Origin of the sequence: Brevibacillus brevis (assembly GCF_022026395.1) — a bacterium.
GTDB lineage: Bacteria > Bacillota > Bacilli > Brevibacillales > Brevibacillaceae > Brevibacillus.
This window is the reverse complement of the sequence record NZ_CP041767.1, coordinates 4591298-4609118: the sequence shown is the minus strand read 5'-3', so window position 1 is coordinate 4609118 and position 17821 is coordinate 4591298. Positions and strand designations below refer to the sequence as shown.

The following is a 17821-nucleotide window of genomic DNA, read 5'->3' as shown; positions in this document are numbered from 1 at the left end:
GTTGTTCGTATAAAAGATCGGTTTCTTATTGCCGATGTATATAAAAGTTAATTGCACCCATTTTTGTAAATATGAGGTGAATGTATAATCCTCCCCAGCGGCAACTAGGGAGAATTATCTATCAGTCCTTGTGCTTCTTTCCTAGTAAGAGAGTGGACAAGGCGAGGCTTATCCCTATTTTTTCGAAGACCTAGGAAAGGAGACTCTGTGTCTTCAGCATAAAACGGGAATCCAAGAAAAGGAAGATTTGTGGAATAAAATGGGTCTAAATACTGAGAATGGTCGTGCAGGTATAGGAAAATTGTCACAATCTGCGGAATGTTGACAAATAATGCGGGCAAAGTTTAATTTAGAGGCAAGATTTTTTGTTTGTTTTTGGTATAAATGTCACGATTTGTATTTCTATTCATGAAGTAGGACTCATCATTTATCAAGTAGGACTAAGTGGTTATGCAGACAACAGAAAGGGGCCATTTATGGACATTATTAACCAGACCAACCGAACCATGCTGTTCGAAGAGATCAACCCGGAAAAATTGGACCTGATCACTATTGTTGGAGATGTAAAAGGAATCGACAGTCTCAGCGACGACAAGATCAAGGAGATCAACGAGCATCTTCTCGTGCGCAGCTTCGATGAGTTTTTGGACAAGTTCTCCCCGAGTGTGTATTCGTTCTACAATGCAGCGAACCAAAAAGTGATGTACACCTTGAAAAAGCCTGACGGAATTGCAGAGGATGCGATTTCTGAAATCAAGATCGATCAAAGCAATGACTTCTTGAAAATGCTGTTTACCCTGATTGATACGAAGCGCAGCCAAGGGATCACCAACGTGGATTTCAAATTCGAGAATTTGCTCGATATGATTTCCCCGAAAAAAGTGATGGATGACATCCGTCAGGTCCGCAAAGAGATTCACTATTTGTACGGCCATTACGAAAAGCTCGATGATGGCGATCCGAAGAAGCTCGATCTCGGTGACAAGCTGAACACGATGTTCGAGGATGCGAGCAAAAACTACAACAACGTCATGGCGATGCTGCCGCTGGCGATTGAAGATATCAAAACACGACTGCTCTTGGGCGGCGCTCAAGAAGAGAACCAATCCGAAGCGATTCAGATCGGGATGCTGACGATTGGGGAAGACGGAGAACTGAAGATCATTGAGGCACCAAAGAGTGACAGCCGCGAGCTGATGGTTCTCGATGAAAACAGCGGAAACGGACTGATGAACGTTTTCGAAGAGGATTACGAGTCGATCACGGAGACGCCATCCTCCTATGTAAAAGATCTCGTGGTTCGCACCTTCTGCCCGCTGCCGACGGTACATACCGAAGTCAATATTGAGACAGAAGTACAGAACTACAATACGTATCTCGAGTTCTACAAAAACGCCAAGGACGACTTCGTAAAAACAGTGAAGCCTTTGGTTGAGAAAATTTTGGGCGTGAAGATGTTCTTCGATCAGTACGTGACCAAGAACAAAGGCATGCAGCCAGCTATGCTGATCACGAATACGAAGCTCGACATGCTCGTGAAAAGCAGCAACATCCCACGTCTGGAGACATACCTGAACACGGTCAACGCGAAAAATGACTTCACGGATACCATCTGGTTCGGAATCGTTCCATCTGTGGATATGGATTCTGCGGGAAAAGCAAAAGTGACTCGCGAGCGTTTCCGTGGGAACGAAAAAGTCGTCAAGCAGGACGGCAATACGATGGAATCGCTCACCATGCTGCTTCAAGTCGTCAAGGACTTCAAGGTGCAAGTGTTCTTCAGCTTCAGTACAGGTGAAGAAACGACCTTCAACAGCATGGCGACAGCGGGCATTGATAAATATATCGACAAGTGCGGAATCCTGGTACGCAAAGAATTCAGTGAATTCGCTATCCCATGCATTCCGAACTTCACGATTATTCCGAAAGATAAATCAGGAGTTGTCATCGACAGCAGAATGCTGCAAACCGAAGACGGCGTGAAGCTGTCCCAGGAAAAAGAAGACATCCTGAAGCTGTGGATCGAGGGTGTCTATGTTGGTGCCAGCTATGTAGCTGCTGGTGTCGTGGCAGCGTACCAGTGTCCAGAGTACTTGCGCGAAACATTCAAAGTGGTTAGCCGCGAGTATCCGGGTGTGCGCTTTGACATCGAAGCAGGTGAAAACGGACTGCGCGCTGTTACCACAATGGCCAAAGAAATCTCAGGCTTCACCAACAACATCAAAGATTCCATCAACCGCAAAAACTTTGGATTCGTCTTCTCTTCGGAAAATGCACAAATCCAAGGCAAAGACATCAAGCGCATTACTGTGTACAAGGCACGTAGCCTCGCTATGGCAGAGGACGGCTTTGATTCCATCTACAAAACACTTGTCAGCACCTATATCGAGCGGATTCTCCGCTTCCAGACGGGTGATTTCAAACACGACAACATCGTGAAGTTCTTCAGTAACAATCCGAGCAGCCAAAAAAGCAAATGGCTGGGCACGCGTGGCTTCGTGAACTCCATCATTCAAGATGGCGATGATATGAGCTACATCATCGATGACAAGAGCAATCTGTGCCATATCGATTTGGTGTTCAACGGCAATGTGAAAAACCTGGAGGTCACCATCACCAAAGGAACGACTCCGGTCAAGGCATAGCATTGATCCCCTGGAGAGCTGTTTATGAAACTTTTTGACACATTACGCAGGTGGTTTGAGGTGTGTTTCCCAAAACGCACCCTTACACATAAGCCTCGAAGCCAATCAGGTACTTCGAGAGCAAGATTTCATTTCAAGGAGGTTTTATTCATGGGTTTTCGACTCAAAGTAGAAGGTTCTGAAACAATTGAGCTGGGCATGGACAACATCCAAACAGTGAAGTACGACACTGACACGCCAGACGATTCCAACGCGCGCTCCACAGATGTGGGTGCAACACTGAAACTGACTGGCAAAATCATCACTGCAACTGATGGTGACAGTGCGGATGACACCATGAAGCTGGCTCTCTGGTCTTTGGTACCAGCAGAAAAAGCGGATTGCTACCGCAAAGTAACACTGGAAGTAATCGCTGCTGATCAAGTGATCCGCAAAATCTACTTCCCGAACGCATTCGTAGTAGATTACAACGAGAGCTTCGGTGATACCGAGGGTGTAGGAACATTCAGCATCTTCATCAAGCAAAAGAAAGACAAAACCGAACTTACCAAAATCGAAGGCGGCTACGCTGTTTAGGTTTTGGGAGAAGTAAGGTAGGAAGAGCCGTACCTCGAAAGCCGTGTTCGAGGTACGGCTCTACAAAATAACCAAAATCATTGCCAGACAGAGGGTGCGCGCATGAAAAATTATTACGAGATTCTGGGGCTAACCAAACAGGCTTCCACGAATGACATCAAAAAAGCATACCGTCAACTGGCAAAGCAGCATCATCCGGATGTCAATGCCGGGAGCAGTGAGTCAGAACGAATTTTTAAAGAAATTACCGAGGCCTATCAGACATTGCAGGACCCGGCCTTGCGCGAGGCGTACGACGCACGTTACGAAGCTTTTCAGCAGAAGAAACAACAAACTGGTGGTCATACAAGCAGTACAAAACAAGGACAAAGCAAACAGCAAGCGCAGTCTGCACCGGGTGTAAACTTCGAAGACTTGGGGAGCACCTTTGAACGATTTTTTGGGTTTCATCCGAAGACAGGCGAGATTAATCCAAACACCATGAAATCCGAGAAGAAAAATCCACTGGATACAACGGATATGTTTGAACAGTTTTTCCGCATGAAGAAAAAATAAGAGGGAAAAATCGGGCTTGGATGACAGCTCTTTCATGACATAGAGGTAGTAGCAACCTGCTCCTGTCTTTGGATGGATGTCCATACATACACCATTCGCCCAAAGCTTGGAGCATTTTTCTTAAGAGGAAGTTCAAAAATTCGTCTTTTGATCACGAAGTCATTCTCGAAGTTCATTCGGCATCGAAATTTACGTTCACCTTTGAAGTCCGGTGCTCATGTAGGTCCCCTACACTGCGCTCCTACTTCTTCAGGTTCACGTAACTTTCTCGGTGCTGAAAAGACAAATTTTTGAACAAGAGCATGTTGAGGTAGTTGATTGGGGGTAAAAATGTGGCGAAGAAAAAAGGGTACCAAAAGTCCGTCAGAGTGAAGCTCATAGAGTTGCTGATTTCCATTCTTGTGATTTGTGCACTTATTTATGTCTTTGGTTATACGGACAGCAACGCTCTGAAAATCTTTACAGGAATTGCCTTCGGACTCTTTTTGTTCGGGGTCATTATCGTCAGATTCGGAAGCCCCGACGAACCGGCGCCAAAAAAAGAGGATGGCGTCACCAAACTGGTTTTATTGGATGAAGAGGGAGAGAGCGTGAAGGAGTGGTTCATCCAAGGGGAGACATCCCTTTTGATCGGCAAAAGCTCTGCGCAAAACGAGGTCGACATCGACTTGGCGGACGCGGAATACGCCGCTTTGATCAGCAAGCAGCATGCGGTTCTGAATCAAGCGTCTGGGGACTGGTTCATCGAGGATATTCATTCCAAAAACGGCACAGGCATCAAGCAGCCGAACAAACGCGACAAGAGCAAGCTGGAGATTGAACAGCCGCATAAAGTGAAGGCTGGCGACATCATTTACATAGCTAATACCCGCTTGTTGCTGAAATAACAACGGGAGAAACATCGCTTTTACACATACATATCGTCCTTGCACGGAACGAAACGGGGGAGCAGAAGAATGAGTTTGACAAGATGCGCGAATGGTCACATGTTTAGCACCAGAAAACACGGAAGCACCTGCCCTTATTGCAGTATGGTCGTTGAGCCTGGGGCGAAACCGGACAACAAAGCACCAGCGAGAGTGGCAGACGACGATAAGACGATGCCGTATCTAGGGGAAACAGAAGGAATTGAGCCTGTTACCGGATGGCTGGTATGTATTGAGGGGCCGCAACAAGGTCAAGATTACCGCATTATGGCAGAGAAGAACTTCATCGGTCGCGCAGAGGATATGCATATCCGAATCGTCGGGGACAACGCGATCTCCCGCCGCAATCATGCGGTGATTGTCTACGATCCGAAAAAACGCAACTTTTACTTGCTCCCGGGCGATGCGTCGGGGCTTGCTTATCATAACAATGAAGCGGTGTACACGCCAGTTGAGCTTACTGCGTACGATGTGCTTCAGCTCGGAAAGAGTACCTTTATATTCATCCCGCTATGCGGTGTTCACTTCGAGTGGGACAACTCCAACAAAGGCAAGGAATGATGAGCATGTTTCAACAGGGCGCAATCCCGTATCTGGTCGTCCTTGGCGTGATCATTGCCATTACTCTTTTGTTTCGTCTGCGTGCAGCTTTGATCCGGCAAGAAATGAATCCCGTCATCCAGATCGGAAATGGACAGACGATCGGCAGACGAGAAGAACAGGATGATTACTTTTCGACAGCAACATCGTCTCATGGGACGATTGCAGTCTTGGCTGATGGAATCAGTGGACTGGCTAACGGCAGACTTGCTTCAACACTTGCCGTGACTACATTTATCCGTGAGTTTACAAAGCTGGACAACCCGAAGCATTTGTCCCTCTTCTTTTCCCGGGCCGCTTCTCTTGCCAATTCGGAGATTTTGCAGGCGCTGAGAGGAAGTCGGGGTGGGACTACACTGGTCGCTGGCGTAATCGTAGAGGACAAGCTGTATTGGGGAGCGGTTGGAGACAGTATCATTACCGTTTTCCGGAATGGAGAATTCATCTCGATCAATCAAAAAGACATTTATGAGTCGGTGCTGGAGGCTCGTTTTCTGTCCGGCGAGATTACGAAGGACGAGGCATTGGACCATCCGCAGAAAAAACAGCTAATCAACTACTTGGGCTACGATAACTTTCAAAATATCGAAATTGGTCGTGAGCCGTTTCCGCTTGAGAAGGGAGACAAGGTCATCCTCTGTAGTGACGGCGTTTACGATACGTTAACTGAGATGGAGCTGGAGCAGATTTTGTTCCAAAATATCGCTGCCCATGACGCGGCTGACCAAATCATTGAAGCGGTGGAAAGCAAGCAAAAAGCCAATCAGGACAACGCAACCATTCTCATCCTGGAAAAAGGCTGGTAACGGGGGAGCGGGTAGTACGAATGAGAAAGGACAACAGTGAATTCATTACCGGGTTTCTATCCGAATCAGGCAGCTTCGTTCGCAACAAGGATTACTTTGCCTACACGGAGCTGGATGATATCGCGTGCTGGGTAATCGCCCGCGGATTGGACAATGATCAGGAAGTAGAAAGTGCGGAGTTGGCGGCCAAAAGCGTTCTGGGCTACTTTTTGCAGAAGCCATCCATTTCGCGTTATCGCATACGCCGCTATTTGCAGGAAGCCCATCGTGTCCTGCAAGCCGAGAGCCATCGCGTCAGGCTAAAAGCGAGCTTGACCGTAGTCGTAACGGACTATGCCAGAGTGAGGTATGGGGTCGCTGGTAACACCCGACTGTATCAGTTTCGCAATGGCCGATTGCAATGGCAGAGCAAGGATCAGAGTCTTGCCCAACAGATGGTGGATGGGGAGGAAATCGCAGAGGACGCGCTTGATCAGCACGAAGAGCGACATAATCTCTTGAGCTATTTGGGGACACCCAATGAATTTCGTCCGTTTGTCTCCAAAAAGTTTCCGCTCTATGACGGTGATGTTTTTCTACTTGCCACCCCCGGTCTGTGGGAGAAAGTAAATCCGGCCGAAATGCAGGACGGGCTTCAAGAGGCGAAAGATCCTGAAGCCTGGATCGATACGCTAGAAGATGTGCTTTTGAGCAAGCAAGAGCATGTCGTTCAAAACTACACGGCAGCCGCTATTTTTGCGAACAAAATTTTTAAGACAGACCCACAAAAAAAATGGCGAATTATCAAACGGGTGGCACTCATCCTTCTCGTGCTTGCCTTGGCTGGAGGCGGAGCTCTGCTGTACAAGATGAAGGAAGCGGAGCGCATCGCGGATGCTGCGACAGGGATGTTTGAGTATGAAACAGCCGGAGACGCTTTCATTGCGGAGGGAGATTATCCGAAGGCACTCAAGGCGTACAGCGATGCCCGAAATGCCGCAAATATCGTGAAAAACAAAGTTCAGGCTGCCCTCTTGGCCAAAAAGATCCGCATTACACAGTTGATCGTGGATGGAGATACGGCTGTAAAGGATGAGCAGTACGCCAAAGCATTGGATAAGTACGACAAGGCGCTCAAGGAAATGAAAGGGCGCGATGATTTTAACGAACCGGAGATTTTGGAGAAAAAAGAAAAGACGCAATCGTATGTGCTCGTCATGCAGTGGAAAAAGGAAGGCGATCTCTTGTTTGAGGCACAGGATTACGCTGGTGCGGAGGCCTATTACCAAAAGGCGCGCAAGCTGGCGTTGGAAACGTCCTTTGTGACAGGAGAAAAGGAGCTTCGCACCAAGCTGGACGAGGTAGCTTCCAAAAAGACCGGAATCGATAAGGAAAAGAAGACGCTTGATGGCGACAAGCTGGAGAAGCAAGGCGACGAGAGCTATGCGGCGCAAGACTTCGAGGGAGCGATCCAATCATATACGATGGCCCAGGAAATTTATCAGGAGATTGGTGTGCTGGAAAAAGTTTTGGCGATGGAGCGCAAGGTGACAAAGGCAGAGGAGAAGCTAAATCCTCCTGCTGCTCCGCCGTCGGCAGGTGCGTCAGCAGGACAGCCACCTGTGCAAGGGACGAGTGCTGCTAGTCAACCAACGGCAGTTCCGGTGAATCAAACGGCACCAGTTAACCAGACGGCTCCCGTAAATCAGACGGCACCGGTGAATCAGACGGCACCGAATAACCAAACGCCCTCGGTTAACCAGACAGTCCCAGTAAATCCGGCGGCTCCAACGTACCAACCAGTTCAGGCGCCTCCAGTAGTGCCGACCAATCAAGCAGTTCCGCCAGCCACGACAGCTCCGGCGACTCAGCCAGTTCAGCCACCGCAAGCTAATCCATCAGCTACAGCCAATCCGACACAGGAGGAGGCAGCGAAAACGCCATGAAAGAGATCGTACTGGATCGTTTGAACAAAATGGAGGAGCTGGAGCAGCGCAGGTTGCTCAAGCAGATCATGAACGGCGTCTTCCTCAACCTGGTCGAGTATCAGGAGGAGATGCAGAAAAAGCTGGAGGAGCGTGTTTTTACCGAGATCGAGGACAAGGAAGATAAGCATGACATTTATGTGACCCTCTGCCATCGCGATGACTTTGACCCGATCCATGAGTATTTGTACCCGATGATCCCTGGTGATGAAGAAAAGAAAATATGTGATCGCAAAGAGTTGGCAGTCAAGCTCAGCAACCGGGAAGAAGCGGTCATGATGACGATCTTTTTAGAGTGTGAGTACGACAAGATACAGGCGCTGATAATGAGCAAGCGGACCTTCAAGGGGCGTTTGAACACGGGGGGCAACCACTATCCAATCGAGGTGCGCCTCCAACAAAGTCGTGTGTATATGGATGAGCTGGAAAAGCTGTACAACATGTTTCAAAAGAACGGGATGCCGTGGAAAACGGTGAATCACCCTTACGCGAGCAAGTTTTTCGATGTCATTTTGGTTGCCTGTGAGGGCACGTTTACAGAAGACGAAGAGATACTGGAAATGTCGATTACCCTCGATGAGTGGGAGCCTTACAAAAAGCTGGATGTGATCCCGTTGTGGAACATCGAACGTTTGGCTTTAAAAAACATCGGCTTTCCCGTACCTGCCATTGACCGGGTGAACTTCGAGCATGTTCTGTCGTTACGCAAGACAGGCAGCGAGCACGGGTATTTGGTGGATGGAGATGAAGAGCTGATTCGCTATATCAAGCGGTCACCGGAAGAGCTGACGATTGTCTCACCTCAGGAGAAGTCGGGAGTTTGGAACGTATGCAAAATTACGCAGCCTGTCACGACCCGCATCGGAAGACTCGATTACGAATTGGTATCCAATCGTCGCAAAAACAGCTTTATTGGGAGCTATGCGAGGAAGCAAGCGATGACTGTCCGGGCCAAAGGAGAGATTATCCGAATCGTCCATTCCTTTGAGGCTGCTGAGCAGCTGGAGCTAGTGAATGTGGAGATCCGGGACAAAAACAATCGGCCTTCCGCCACATACGGTTTGAATCCGTTCATTAGCGATAACGTCCGCGTAGAAAATGACAAGAAGATCATGGCTCTCGGCTTTCGGAGACGCGGGGCGAACAGCTTTATTCTCCAAGACATGATGAGCTTTCTCGTCTCCGAGGTTCAGATGTATTTTCCGGAATACAAGTGTGAAGGAGAATGGGCTTGAATTACATCTGGGATTTGGTTATTCGTGCAAAACGCGCCGGGATCGCCAAAAAAGACATCCAGTTCAAAGCGGCTAAAGTGTATTCGCCCTACATGGAGCTGAGTCATGAGGCCATCAACGCCAAAATGGTGGAAAAGACAGTAGAGGTGAATCCGTACTACCGCTTCGACGATATTTTCCGTGACCTTTTTGATGCCAATTACGCGGACGATGCAGAGCTTCGGCATACCTTGTTTGATATCATCATCCATTTGCTTGCCGAGATCGATCTGTCGCAAGGGATGAACAAGCGTGAATACCACATCCGCTTTGTATTGCGCGATTTGGAAGCGGGGCTGTTTGGCAGTCGGGTACAGGAAAATATCCGACTTTTTACCAAAGAGGAGCGAGAGATTATCGCAGGCAATATTTTGCGCTTGTATGAGACTGGCGAAGCGGTGTACCTGCTCAAGGATACGATGCGCAAAATTTTCTCTCACTCCACCATTTACGCCAATTGCGAAGAAAAAGACGAGCTGCTGATTTACGTCGGGCAGTCGGAGAGTGAAACCGCACATGCCAAGCTCGCTTTAATCAAGGATATTTTCCTGCCAGTTCGGTTCCATACAGAGATTTATTGGCGAAATCATTTCGGCATTTTGGATGTCGAGGAAACGATGCTAATTGACAGTGTTGCACTGTACTAGAGGGTTTTGACCGATTGACCCCAACAAAAGGTCGGGAGAGAGGAGAGTTGGGATGTCTACCTATTCATATAAGCTTCATCTCCAAAAAGGCAGCGGAGATGGCAAAGAACGCAATCATCCAGGAGAAGCGACCTATACGCGGGACGAGCTGATGGAGATGACAACCTTTCAGCTCCGCAATATTTGTTACAAGGAAAAGCTGGTCCGCTCTTTCGTGAACAATCTTGATCGGGAGGGACTGCTGCACACGATTCTGCGTTTTCGCGGCGCAGAAGAAAACCTCCTGATTGAGCGTGCTGTTCCAGGTGGTGTTGAACGCCTCGAAGCTGTACTCCACAAATATTTAAACACACCGATGCCAGGTGTAGATGTGATCAAAATTCCAGCGAAGATGTGCTTGTACATGGGTCTCGCCATTGACAGGCTGGACAACTATCGCGTCGAATCCTCCCAAGGCTTGTCCGAATCCAATGTGCTTTTGGTGAATGACCATATGGAGTTATGCGGGATTTTGCATCTGCGCAAGGACAAAGACGATAGGAGAGCCGGGCATTTTGTGCTGCACGCTTGCCAAGATGCTCCATTGAGAAAAACGGTCAATCAAAACTACAGCCTGCTCTTTTTCCGCAAACAGGATTCGGAGTATTTGTACAAGGCGTATCACCAGGACCATCCGTTGCCGCCTGTTAATCTCCACTACTACAAAGTACCGGTGACTGACCTCGAGATCAGGGAATTGGAAGAAACAGATGCCGTTCTCGCGATTGATTTTGGTACCTCCTCGACGACAGCGGGTGCTTTTCTCGACCATCAGTATGTCAGCTCCCCTTCCAGCAACGACTTGTTGAATGGACGCATACGTTTGAATGCGATCAATTATGTCTCTTTTCCTGATACAACGCAAAAAAACGAGGAATGGATCGAGGTACTGCCGACGGCTGTCAGCGTGGCGGATTGCTCCTCCCCGCATGACGTTCGCTTTCACATCGGTTATGAAGCACTTCGGCACATGAAAAAGAACGGATACAGCACGAACGCGACCGTGTTTCAAGGTATCAAGCGCTGGGTGAACAGCTATCACAAAATCGAGGAGGTCATGGACAGCCAAGGGAATACCGCGAGTGTGAAACGAAGCGACATCCTGCGCCAGTACCTTCTTCACGTCATTCAAATGGCCGAGCATCAATTCAAATGCCGCTTTCGTCATCTGCATATCACAAGTCCGGTCAAGCTGAAAACGCAGTTTCTTGAGATGTTCACCGAGATTTTGCCGGAGTATCGCATTGAATCAGAGCACGCCCTCGATGAAGGAATGGCCGTCCTGTTTAATACGATTGCGGATCAAATTGACAAAAACAGCTTTCTGGACGGGGAGACGTATCAAGCACTCGTTATCGATTGCGGCGGAGGAACGACGGACCTGTCATCCTGCCATTTCCGGATTGAGGACGGACATATCTCTTATCGCATCGATATCGATACGACCTATGAAAATGGCGACACCAATTTTGGCGGCAACAACATTACGTATCGCATCATGCAATTTATGAAAATCGTCTTCGCGGACTATTACGGAAAAGGGCGACAAGTGACCGACATCGACCAGATCATCGACATCCCTGGATCGGAAATATTCCGGTACGTGGATGAATACGGCGTCGACTCCATCTATGAACGCTTCGAGGGGAGATATCGGGAAGCTGAGGCGATTTTGCCGACTCGCTACAAGGAGTACGAGAACAAGAGCCGGGACGAGTATCAGCGTGTCCGCAACAATTTCCACTTTTTGTGGGACCTCGCTGACCACATGAAAAAAGAGTTTTTCCGCCAAACTGGCATACTACGCAATCGCTTCACATCCGATACGGAAAATCGTCAAGAGCCTGATCTAAAGCTGACGGCAGTCGAGCGATGGGTGTTGTCGATACGGGCGGATGGTCGCTTCCGGGATGTGTTTGATTTTCCAGATGTCGTTTTCAACGCCAAAGAGATCAATCACCTGATCAAGGCGGATATTTACGAGATTTTGCGCGTTTTTTTGGACGATTTTTACCAACAGGGAAGGCTGGCTGACTTCTCGATTATCAAGCTGACTGGGCAGTCGTGCCGGATTGATGTTTTCCGTGAAGCGCTCAAAGAGTTCGTCCCTGGACGCAGTATCGAGTTCCGGCAAAAGTCGGAGGATGCGGGCAAGGTGCCAGACCTGAAGCTGTCTTGCTTGCGTGGAGCACTGCGCTATCAAAGTGCCAAAAAGGCGGGTTTCATCGAAGCGAGCATTACGAATCATGCACCGATCGTCCCGTATTCCGTGACTGCCTTCACGCATAACAAGCAAGAGAGGGTACTCATTCACAGTCAGGAAAAGCTGAGTCTCGTGCATGGCTCCATCTCGCGTCCTTACGGCGTGAGCGAGGTTGAATTTTATCTCAAGGAAAATGACGGACAGCTGCGCCAGCGGTATTTGTACATTGATGATCCCGCTCAATACAAAACCGTATTGTATGAGGACATCGCGAGCAAGTATGGGACACATATCCCGCAGGATGAGACGGACTCGATTCAAAATGGCGAGTCGAAATACTTCGTTTTTGCAAGCGGCAGTGAGTGGGGATTCCATGTCGTGCCAGTAGCTCGTCTGAATGAACAGCTTGCTTTGGGGAAAAAGGTTTTCTTTGCCTTTGAGAGTGACTTGTCCGAGCTGGATTTCTTTGACGGGATGAAATGATCAAAATAACCAGGCAGCTTAAATGAACAGGAAGGGGGAACAGCGGTGTTTTCCCATCTCTATCCCAATTTTCATAAAGGGCGAATTCTCAAGCGAGAGATGCTTGAGAATCTGCGTGATTACCCGCGGCATTTTGTAGATTTATACTTTCAGGATTATACAGACGGCATTATTTCCGGGATGGATGTAACGATAGGCGAAGGGCACCTCACTGTCGGCAGAGGGATCATCAAGCATCAAGGACGGATTTACTTGTTCGACCGCGAAGAGCGTGTCTCTTATGAGGCCGCAGGTATGGAGACGGTCCTCAAGATTCGCTTTCATGAGGAGACTTCGCTGACCGACTATTACGTTTACGAGACATCGTATGTTCTCGATCAGGAGCTAGAGTCACGCCCTGATGAAAGGGAGTTGGGGCGCTTCAAGCTCAAGCAAGGAGCAAGGCTTCGCGGTGATTATCAGGACTTATCCGATATGGCGACCGAATTCAATACGTGGAATATCGTGCATGTCGAACATGCCGGGAGAAACGAGCCAACACTTGCCCCCTACATCCTGCGGTATTTTGCGAATGAAATGCTGAAAACGGTCACCAATCACCCGTATGATCTCACCTTTGCCATGCAGTGCTTGAATGCGGACAGAGTAGAGCGGGGGCTCATTCTTCATTATATAGGCAATAGACTTGGGACGGGTTACCGCGAGTACACGAACCTGCAGATTCTCAAATACCTCGCACGTATATTGGATGACGCCAAGAGCGGCGGAAGGTCCTCAAAAACGGAGTGGAAAACAGGCGGGCGTCAGCGGGTTATTGTTGATTAACGAGAGGATGGTGAATGGAAATGGCGCGCATGGATGAAAGCATTATCGGCATGTTGAATGAGCTTTCCGGTGAGGATGCACAGCCAGCAGCAATACGTTTTGGTCCAAAGGGCAAAAATCGACTGGATGTGGTGAACAAATCATTCATTACAGTCGGTGAAGAGAGAATCCCCATGGAGGACAAACACGTCCTCGACGATCTCGTACAGATTCGACTCCCGAAGACATTTTCCATCATGAGTCCAGAAGTAGCAGCTCTGAAGTATCCCTCGGAACGTAGGCCTTCCCTGATTTTTACAAATGAAACAGCGTCGATTAACCTGGCTTTTACCTATACCGAGAGCAAGCTGACGGATTCTCCTGCGCAGCTGAAAGCCTTCATGGATGTCATGAAGCAGGTTTTGCGGAGAACACAGCCGCTCGCTCGTTGGCAGGAGGAAGGAATACGAGAGATTGCCGGGACCAGCTTCGGATTTTTCGAATTTGTTGCACCCGCATTGGATACAGACATTTACAACCTGATCAGCTTTGTCTCGCTACAGGGACGCGCTCTTCTCTGCACGTTCAATTGCACGGAGCAGGAGCTGACAGATTGGAAGCCAGTAGGCTGGGGAATCATGGATTCCTTGTCGCTCGTATCCACCAATTCGGATGAAAATGGGAAGGGAGAAGGGAAAATATGAGTCTTCCTGTCATTGCCTACAACAATTTGCAAATTTCTCCTTATCAATTGACGCATCTGGTAGAACTGACGATTACGAAAAAGATCAATGAGCACGCTCGCCTGACATTTACGGGGATCGTACCAGAAGAATTGAAGGACAGCTATGTAGAAATGACAGAAGCACAGACCCCGATCGAAATCAGTCAGGTGGATAACGACGGCAACGCCACGCCGCTTTTTGCGGGGATCGTTCTGGAGATAGGCATCAAGGCCGTACGAGACGTGTATTATTTGTACGTCGAAGCTGTCTCGCCTACGTACAATTTGGACGTGAAGCGCAAGAGCCGTTCGTTTCAAAACAAAGCCATGACCTACGGTGCCCTTTTGAAAACAATCGCAGGAGAATACCCAGGCATGGACATTATGGACATGGCCTCCAATGGCGGGAAGCTGGGCTCCTTTACCATGCAGTATCAGGAGACAGATTGGCAATTTCTCAAGCGGCTGGCTTCGCGTTTTCAGACTGGACTGATGCCAGCATCCGTTTTTGAAAAGCCGAAGTTCAGCTTTGGTGTGCCAGAGGGTGCTTCAAAGGGTAAGCTCGACGATTTTCACTACCGGGTGCGCAAAAATTTGAATGAATTCCGCCATTCCTCGGAAAACGGGGTCAAGGGCGTGGATGAAAATGACTACATCTTTTACGAGGTAGAGACGGATCGCGTGCTCGATTTGGGCAACGGTGTGGATTTCAAAGGGAAGAGCCTATATGTGTATGAGGCCCATACCGAGATGAAGAAAGGCTTGCTCAAGCACAAGTATTTACTCGCGTCCAAAAAAGGAATGAGCCAAAAGCCGCTCCACAATTCGCTCATCGTAGGGGCATCGGTGCAGGGGAAAGTCATTGAGGTCTCAAAAGACAACGTCAAAATCCATCTCGATATTGATGAGAGCCAGAGCAAAAGCGAAGCGCACTGGTTCCCGTATTCCTCGGTTTATACGGCCGAAGGAAATAGCGGTTGGTATTGCATGCCGGAGCTCGATGACTACGTCCGTGTCTATTTTCCGAGCAACAAGGAGAGTGACGGGATTGCGATTAGCTCTGTCCGGAAAAATTCAGACGAGGGCGAAACGAACAAGCTCGGGAATCCCGATATCAAATACTTCCGTACGGCCAACGGGAAAGAACTGATGTTCAGCCCGTCGGAGGTATTGCTTAGCGCAAAGGATGGGGAAATCCTCATACGCATGACCGACGCGGACGGCATCCAGATTTTCAGCAAGAAAAATATCAAGGTTGTCTCCGAAAAGGACATCCTGATGGACTCTGCCACGAAGGTGATTATCTCTGCGAAAGAGGAGATCAGTCTCACCTGCAAAGAGAGCAACATCAAAATGGACGGAAATACAAGCATCGTCGGGCAGGAGCTCAAAACCAATTGACACACATGGTTGCCACGCGGGTAACCGTGTGTTTGGTGTATGCAAAAAGGTGAGAAGAAGGGGGGATTGGCATGGAGAGAGAGGAAGCCTTGCAGCATTTCAAGGAGCACGAGGTGCCGAAGAGAACCATTGCCAGCCTGCATGCCTTGGATGCTTACTATCAGGCGAATAAAGAGAGGCTTGCAAAAGAATTTCTCCGTTCATTTGAAGAGATTTGCCGACGAGTCGTTGACATGCAGGAGCGAGGGGAAAAACGCAAGCTGGCGCACTTGACCTATTCCATGCTGCGGACGGAGCTTCTTCTTGGAAGCAGTCATTATTTGCTGGAAGCTACGGACAGCAGTTGGTTTTTCGATCCGGTAGAGTGTCAAACCAGCTATGATGCGAGATGGGCATTCCACTTTTTGGATCGGCTTGTAGACGAATGGAACGAGGCTGCCAGAGCGTATGCCGGACACGTAAGACTTCCCGATATCGAACGGATCAAGCTCGTGGAAGCAGAGAAGTTTCATCAATATGTCGTTCACTTAATCCGTTATGCCATGGTGCAGGCTGTTCAGCTGGAAGTCTTTCAACAGGTGGACAAGGAGCCGGAGCTGGAGGTGCGTGTCGGAGAATATCTCGATCAAAGCGAGATCGTGTACTGTCTGGACACTCGCCACAAAGATTCCGGGATGATCCGTACTTGGCTGGAAGAAAAGCAAGAGCTGGAATACGGCTACAAGGTTTTGGCTGGCCTCGATTTGGGACAAGGACAATTCGATGGTCTTGATCTTCGTTATTCGGACCTCTCTGACAGTCAGCTAACGAAAGCGACCCTTCGCGAAAGTGTTTTGGTCGGAACGAGATGGCATCGTGCCCAGCTAAAAGCGGTTGATTTCGGAGAAAGTCTCATTCATGGAGCGGATTTTACTGGAGCAAATCTGTTAGGCGCGAGCTTTCGTGAAGCCTCCGGGCCAAGGGGTCTTTTGGAGCCAGATGCGTGGGAGATGCCCGGATTTGATGGCGTCTTGTTCGTCGGGGCGGACTTGACCGGGACTGATTTTACCGGAGCCGACCTGCGCGGCGCAGACTTTACAGATGCGATTTTGACCGGCGCGAATTTTAGCGGCGCGCTTTTGGAGAGAGCCGTATTCTCGGAGGAGGCCAGGGAGTCCATTCTGTTGGATGAGCTTCAGGAGCGACATGTCATTTGGCGAGAGGGGAGTCAGGTATGAATTATTTCATCTTGTCACAGGACGAGCGAATCGCGAGTGCAGTAGAGCCAACGGGCGTTTTTGACGTCATCCGGCAGGAGTGGCTCACCCCAGACTATCAGGACGAGTTAGACGAGGCCGTCATCCAGTTCGACATCAAGCAAAAGAAAGAGAACGACTACCTGGATTTTCTCGACAGACCCATCCCGCTCTATTCCAACCGCTTAAAGACAATCATCCACAAGTTCGCACCGAAGCTGTTCGTCAAATCCGTCGTGCTGGTAGACAGGGAGCGGATCAAGCAGGATTTGTACTGGCTGATGATCCTGCCTCGCGTGAACTGTCTGTCCGAGCAAAGCGAGTTTCACAGGGACGGCTCACTCAAAAGGCTGGTTCTCGATCCAGAAAAAATTGGGCGTCATACGATTTTTCAAATCGAAGGGATTCGTGAACCGTATATCATCATCGATTTGCGGCTGGCGGAAGCTTTGCTGCGCAGGGACTTTTTCGGTATCCGCTTGAAAAAAACAGAGCAAGCAGGGAGGAGAATGAGTCATGCCCATGATTGAAGATGTTGATGTTGTACCGTCGTCCGCTCCGAAGAAAAGCTACGTTGTGGCAGGAGCGATTCTCTCGTGCGATTACGGGAGCCAGAAGAACAAGCTGAAAACGCCGTTTAGTCATGGTGTGTACATTCGCAACCAGGCACAGATGAACGTGAATGACTATATGCCGCAAGTAAATATCATGCCGTTTGGCAAATGCAAATGTGAGAAAAATCCAACCGTTGCGGCTGCTACTGCTGCCAACAACGGCGTACTCAAGCCGATGCCATGCGTTCCTGTAGTCACCATGCCCTGGATCGATGGCAAAGCAGATGTACTCGTGGAAAACCATCCCGCCCTGTTAAACACCAGCACGAACATGTGCATATATGGAGGCTGCATACGCATCGAAGACGACGGACAGGAGCAATAG

At 48.9% G+C, this 17821-nt stretch carries 16 protein-coding genes; all 16 read left to right on the top strand.

The window, feature by feature from the left end:
* Positions 1-476 precede the first annotated feature (476 nt).
* A complete protein-coding gene (locus FO446_RS21870; RefSeq protein WP_232774333.1) occupies positions 477-2645 on the top strand; it encodes a transcriptional regulator in 2169 nt (722 codons plus the stop codon).
* Between the two features lie 150 nt (positions 2646-2795).
* Positions 2796-3221: a hypothetical protein gene (locus FO446_RS21865; protein WP_007728098.1), complete on the top strand. Its 426-nt coding sequence runs from the start codon at positions 2796-2798 to the stop codon at positions 3219-3221.
* A 102-nt stretch (positions 3222-3323) separates the two neighbouring features.
* Complete coding sequence (locus FO446_RS21860) at positions 3324-3776, top strand: J domain-containing protein (protein ID WP_232774332.1); 453 nt, start codon at positions 3324-3326, stop codon at positions 3774-3776.
* A gap of 332 nt (positions 3777-4108) precedes the next feature.
* The gene (locus FO446_RS21855; protein ID WP_173611970.1) at positions 4109-4663 is read left to right on the top strand and encodes an FHA domain-containing protein; all 555 of its coding nucleotides are present in this window, start codon (positions 4109-4111) and stop codon (positions 4661-4663) included.
* 69 nt (positions 4664-4732) lie between these two features.
* Positions 4733-5263, top strand: a complete 531-nt coding sequence (locus tag FO446_RS21850; protein ID WP_173611969.1) for an FHA domain-containing protein — start codon at positions 4733-4735, stop codon at positions 5261-5263.
* A gap of 5 nt (positions 5264-5268) precedes the next feature.
* A complete protein-coding gene (locus tag FO446_RS21845; protein WP_173611968.1) occupies positions 5269-6108 on the top strand; it encodes a PP2C family protein-serine/threonine phosphatase in 840 nt (279 codons plus the stop codon).
* Between the two features lie 20 nt (positions 6109-6128).
* Positions 6129-8033 (top strand): PP2C family protein-serine/threonine phosphatase, encoded by a 1905-nt coding sequence (locus FO446_RS21840; protein ID WP_237899031.1) that lies wholly within the window; start codon positions 6129-6131, stop codon positions 8031-8033.
* Positions 8030-9307, top strand: coding sequence for a normocyte-binding protein (locus tag FO446_RS21835; protein ID WP_173611966.1), 1278 nt, complete (start codon positions 8030-8032; stop codon positions 9305-9307). Before FO446_RS21840 ends, FO446_RS21835 begins: the two co-directional genes overlap by 4 nt.
* Entirely contained in the window at positions 9298-9993 is a 696-nt protein-coding gene (locus FO446_RS21830) for an iron-dependent peroxidase (RefSeq protein WP_173611965.1), read from the top strand. Before FO446_RS21835 ends, FO446_RS21830 begins: the two co-directional genes overlap by 10 nt.
* A 52-nt stretch (positions 9994-10045) precedes the next feature.
* Positions 10046-12718, top strand: a complete 2673-nt coding sequence (locus tag FO446_RS21825; RefSeq protein WP_237899030.1) for an acetate and sugar kinases/Hsc70/actin family protein — start codon at positions 10046-10048, stop codon at positions 12716-12718.
* 45 nt (positions 12719-12763) lie between these two features.
* The gene (locus tag FO446_RS21820; RefSeq protein WP_237899029.1) at positions 12764-13543 is read left to right on the top strand and encodes a DNA and RNA helicase; all 780 of its coding nucleotides are present in this window, start codon (positions 12764-12766) and stop codon (positions 13541-13543) included.
* A 14-nt stretch (positions 13544-13557) separates the two neighbouring features.
* Positions 13558-14226: a hypothetical protein gene (locus FO446_RS21815; RefSeq protein ID WP_237899027.1), complete on the top strand. Its 669-nt coding sequence runs from the start codon at positions 13558-13560 to the stop codon at positions 14224-14226.
* Positions 14223-15647 carry a contractile injection system protein, VgrG/Pvc8 family gene (locus FO446_RS21810; protein WP_199928349.1) on the top strand — a complete coding sequence of 475 codons (1425 nt, stop codon included), beginning with the start codon at positions 14223-14225 and terminating at the stop codon, positions 15645-15647. Before FO446_RS21815 ends, FO446_RS21810 begins: the two co-directional genes overlap by 4 nt.
* A 71-nt stretch (positions 15648-15718) precedes the next feature.
* Positions 15719-16864, top strand: coding sequence for a pentapeptide repeat-containing protein (locus FO446_RS21805; RefSeq protein ID WP_237899025.1), 1146 nt, complete (start codon positions 15719-15721; stop codon positions 16862-16864).
* Positions 16861-17412, top strand: a complete 552-nt coding sequence (locus FO446_RS21800) for an imm11 family protein (RefSeq protein ID WP_237899023.1) — start codon at positions 16861-16863, stop codon at positions 17410-17412. The genes FO446_RS21805 and FO446_RS21800 overlap by 4 nt, the downstream gene beginning before the upstream one ends.
* Positions 17399-17821, top strand: coding sequence for a DUF4280 domain-containing protein (locus FO446_RS21795; RefSeq protein ID WP_232774327.1), 423 nt, complete (start codon positions 17399-17401; stop codon positions 17819-17821). Before FO446_RS21800 ends, FO446_RS21795 begins: the two co-directional genes overlap by 14 nt.

Bases quoted from the DNA above. Each gene is read 5' to 3' on its own strand.
- FO446_RS21870 (WP_232774333.1), top strand. From the start codon at position 477: ATGGACATTATTAACCAGACCAACCGAACCATGCTGTTCGAAGAGATC.
- FO446_RS21865 (WP_007728098.1), top strand. From the start codon at position 2,796: ATGGGTTTTCGACTCAAAGTAGAAGGTTCTGAAACAATTGAGCTGGGC.
- FO446_RS21860 (WP_232774332.1), top strand. From the start codon at position 3,324: ATGAAAAATTATTACGAGATTCTGGGGCTAACCAAACAGGCTTCCACG.
- FO446_RS21850 (WP_173611969.1), top strand. From the start codon at position 4,733: ATGAGTTTGACAAGATGCGCGAATGGTCACATGTTTAGCACCAGAAAA.
- FO446_RS21845 (WP_173611968.1), top strand. From the start codon at position 5,269: ATGTTTCAACAGGGCGCAATCCCGTATCTGGTCGTCCTTGGCGTGATC.
- FO446_RS21840 (WP_237899031.1), top strand. From the start codon at position 6,129: ATGAGAAAGGACAACAGTGAATTCATTACCGGGTTTCTATCCGAATCA.
- FO446_RS21835 (WP_173611966.1), top strand. From the start codon at position 8,030: ATGAAAGAGATCGTACTGGATCGTTTGAACAAAATGGAGGAGCTGGAG.
- FO446_RS21830 (WP_173611965.1), top strand. From the start codon at position 9,298: ATGGGCTTGAATTACATCTGGGATTTGGTTATTCGTGCAAAACGCGCC.
- FO446_RS21825 (WP_237899030.1), top strand. From the start codon at position 10,046: ATGTCTACCTATTCATATAAGCTTCATCTCCAAAAAGGCAGCGGAGAT.
- FO446_RS21815 (WP_237899027.1), top strand. From the start codon at position 13,558: ATGGAAATGGCGCGCATGGATGAAAGCATTATCGGCATGTTGAATGAG.
- FO446_RS21810 (WP_199928349.1), top strand. From the start codon at position 14,223: ATGAGTCTTCCTGTCATTGCCTACAACAATTTGCAAATTTCTCCTTAT.
- FO446_RS21805 (WP_237899025.1), top strand. From the start codon at position 15,719: ATGGAGAGAGAGGAAGCCTTGCAGCATTTCAAGGAGCACGAGGTGCCG.
- FO446_RS21800 (WP_237899023.1), top strand. From the start codon at position 16,861: ATGAATTATTTCATCTTGTCACAGGACGAGCGAATCGCGAGTGCAGTA.
- FO446_RS21795 (WP_232774327.1), top strand. From the start codon at position 17,399: ATGCCCATGATTGAAGATGTTGATGTTGTACCGTCGTCCGCTCCGAAG.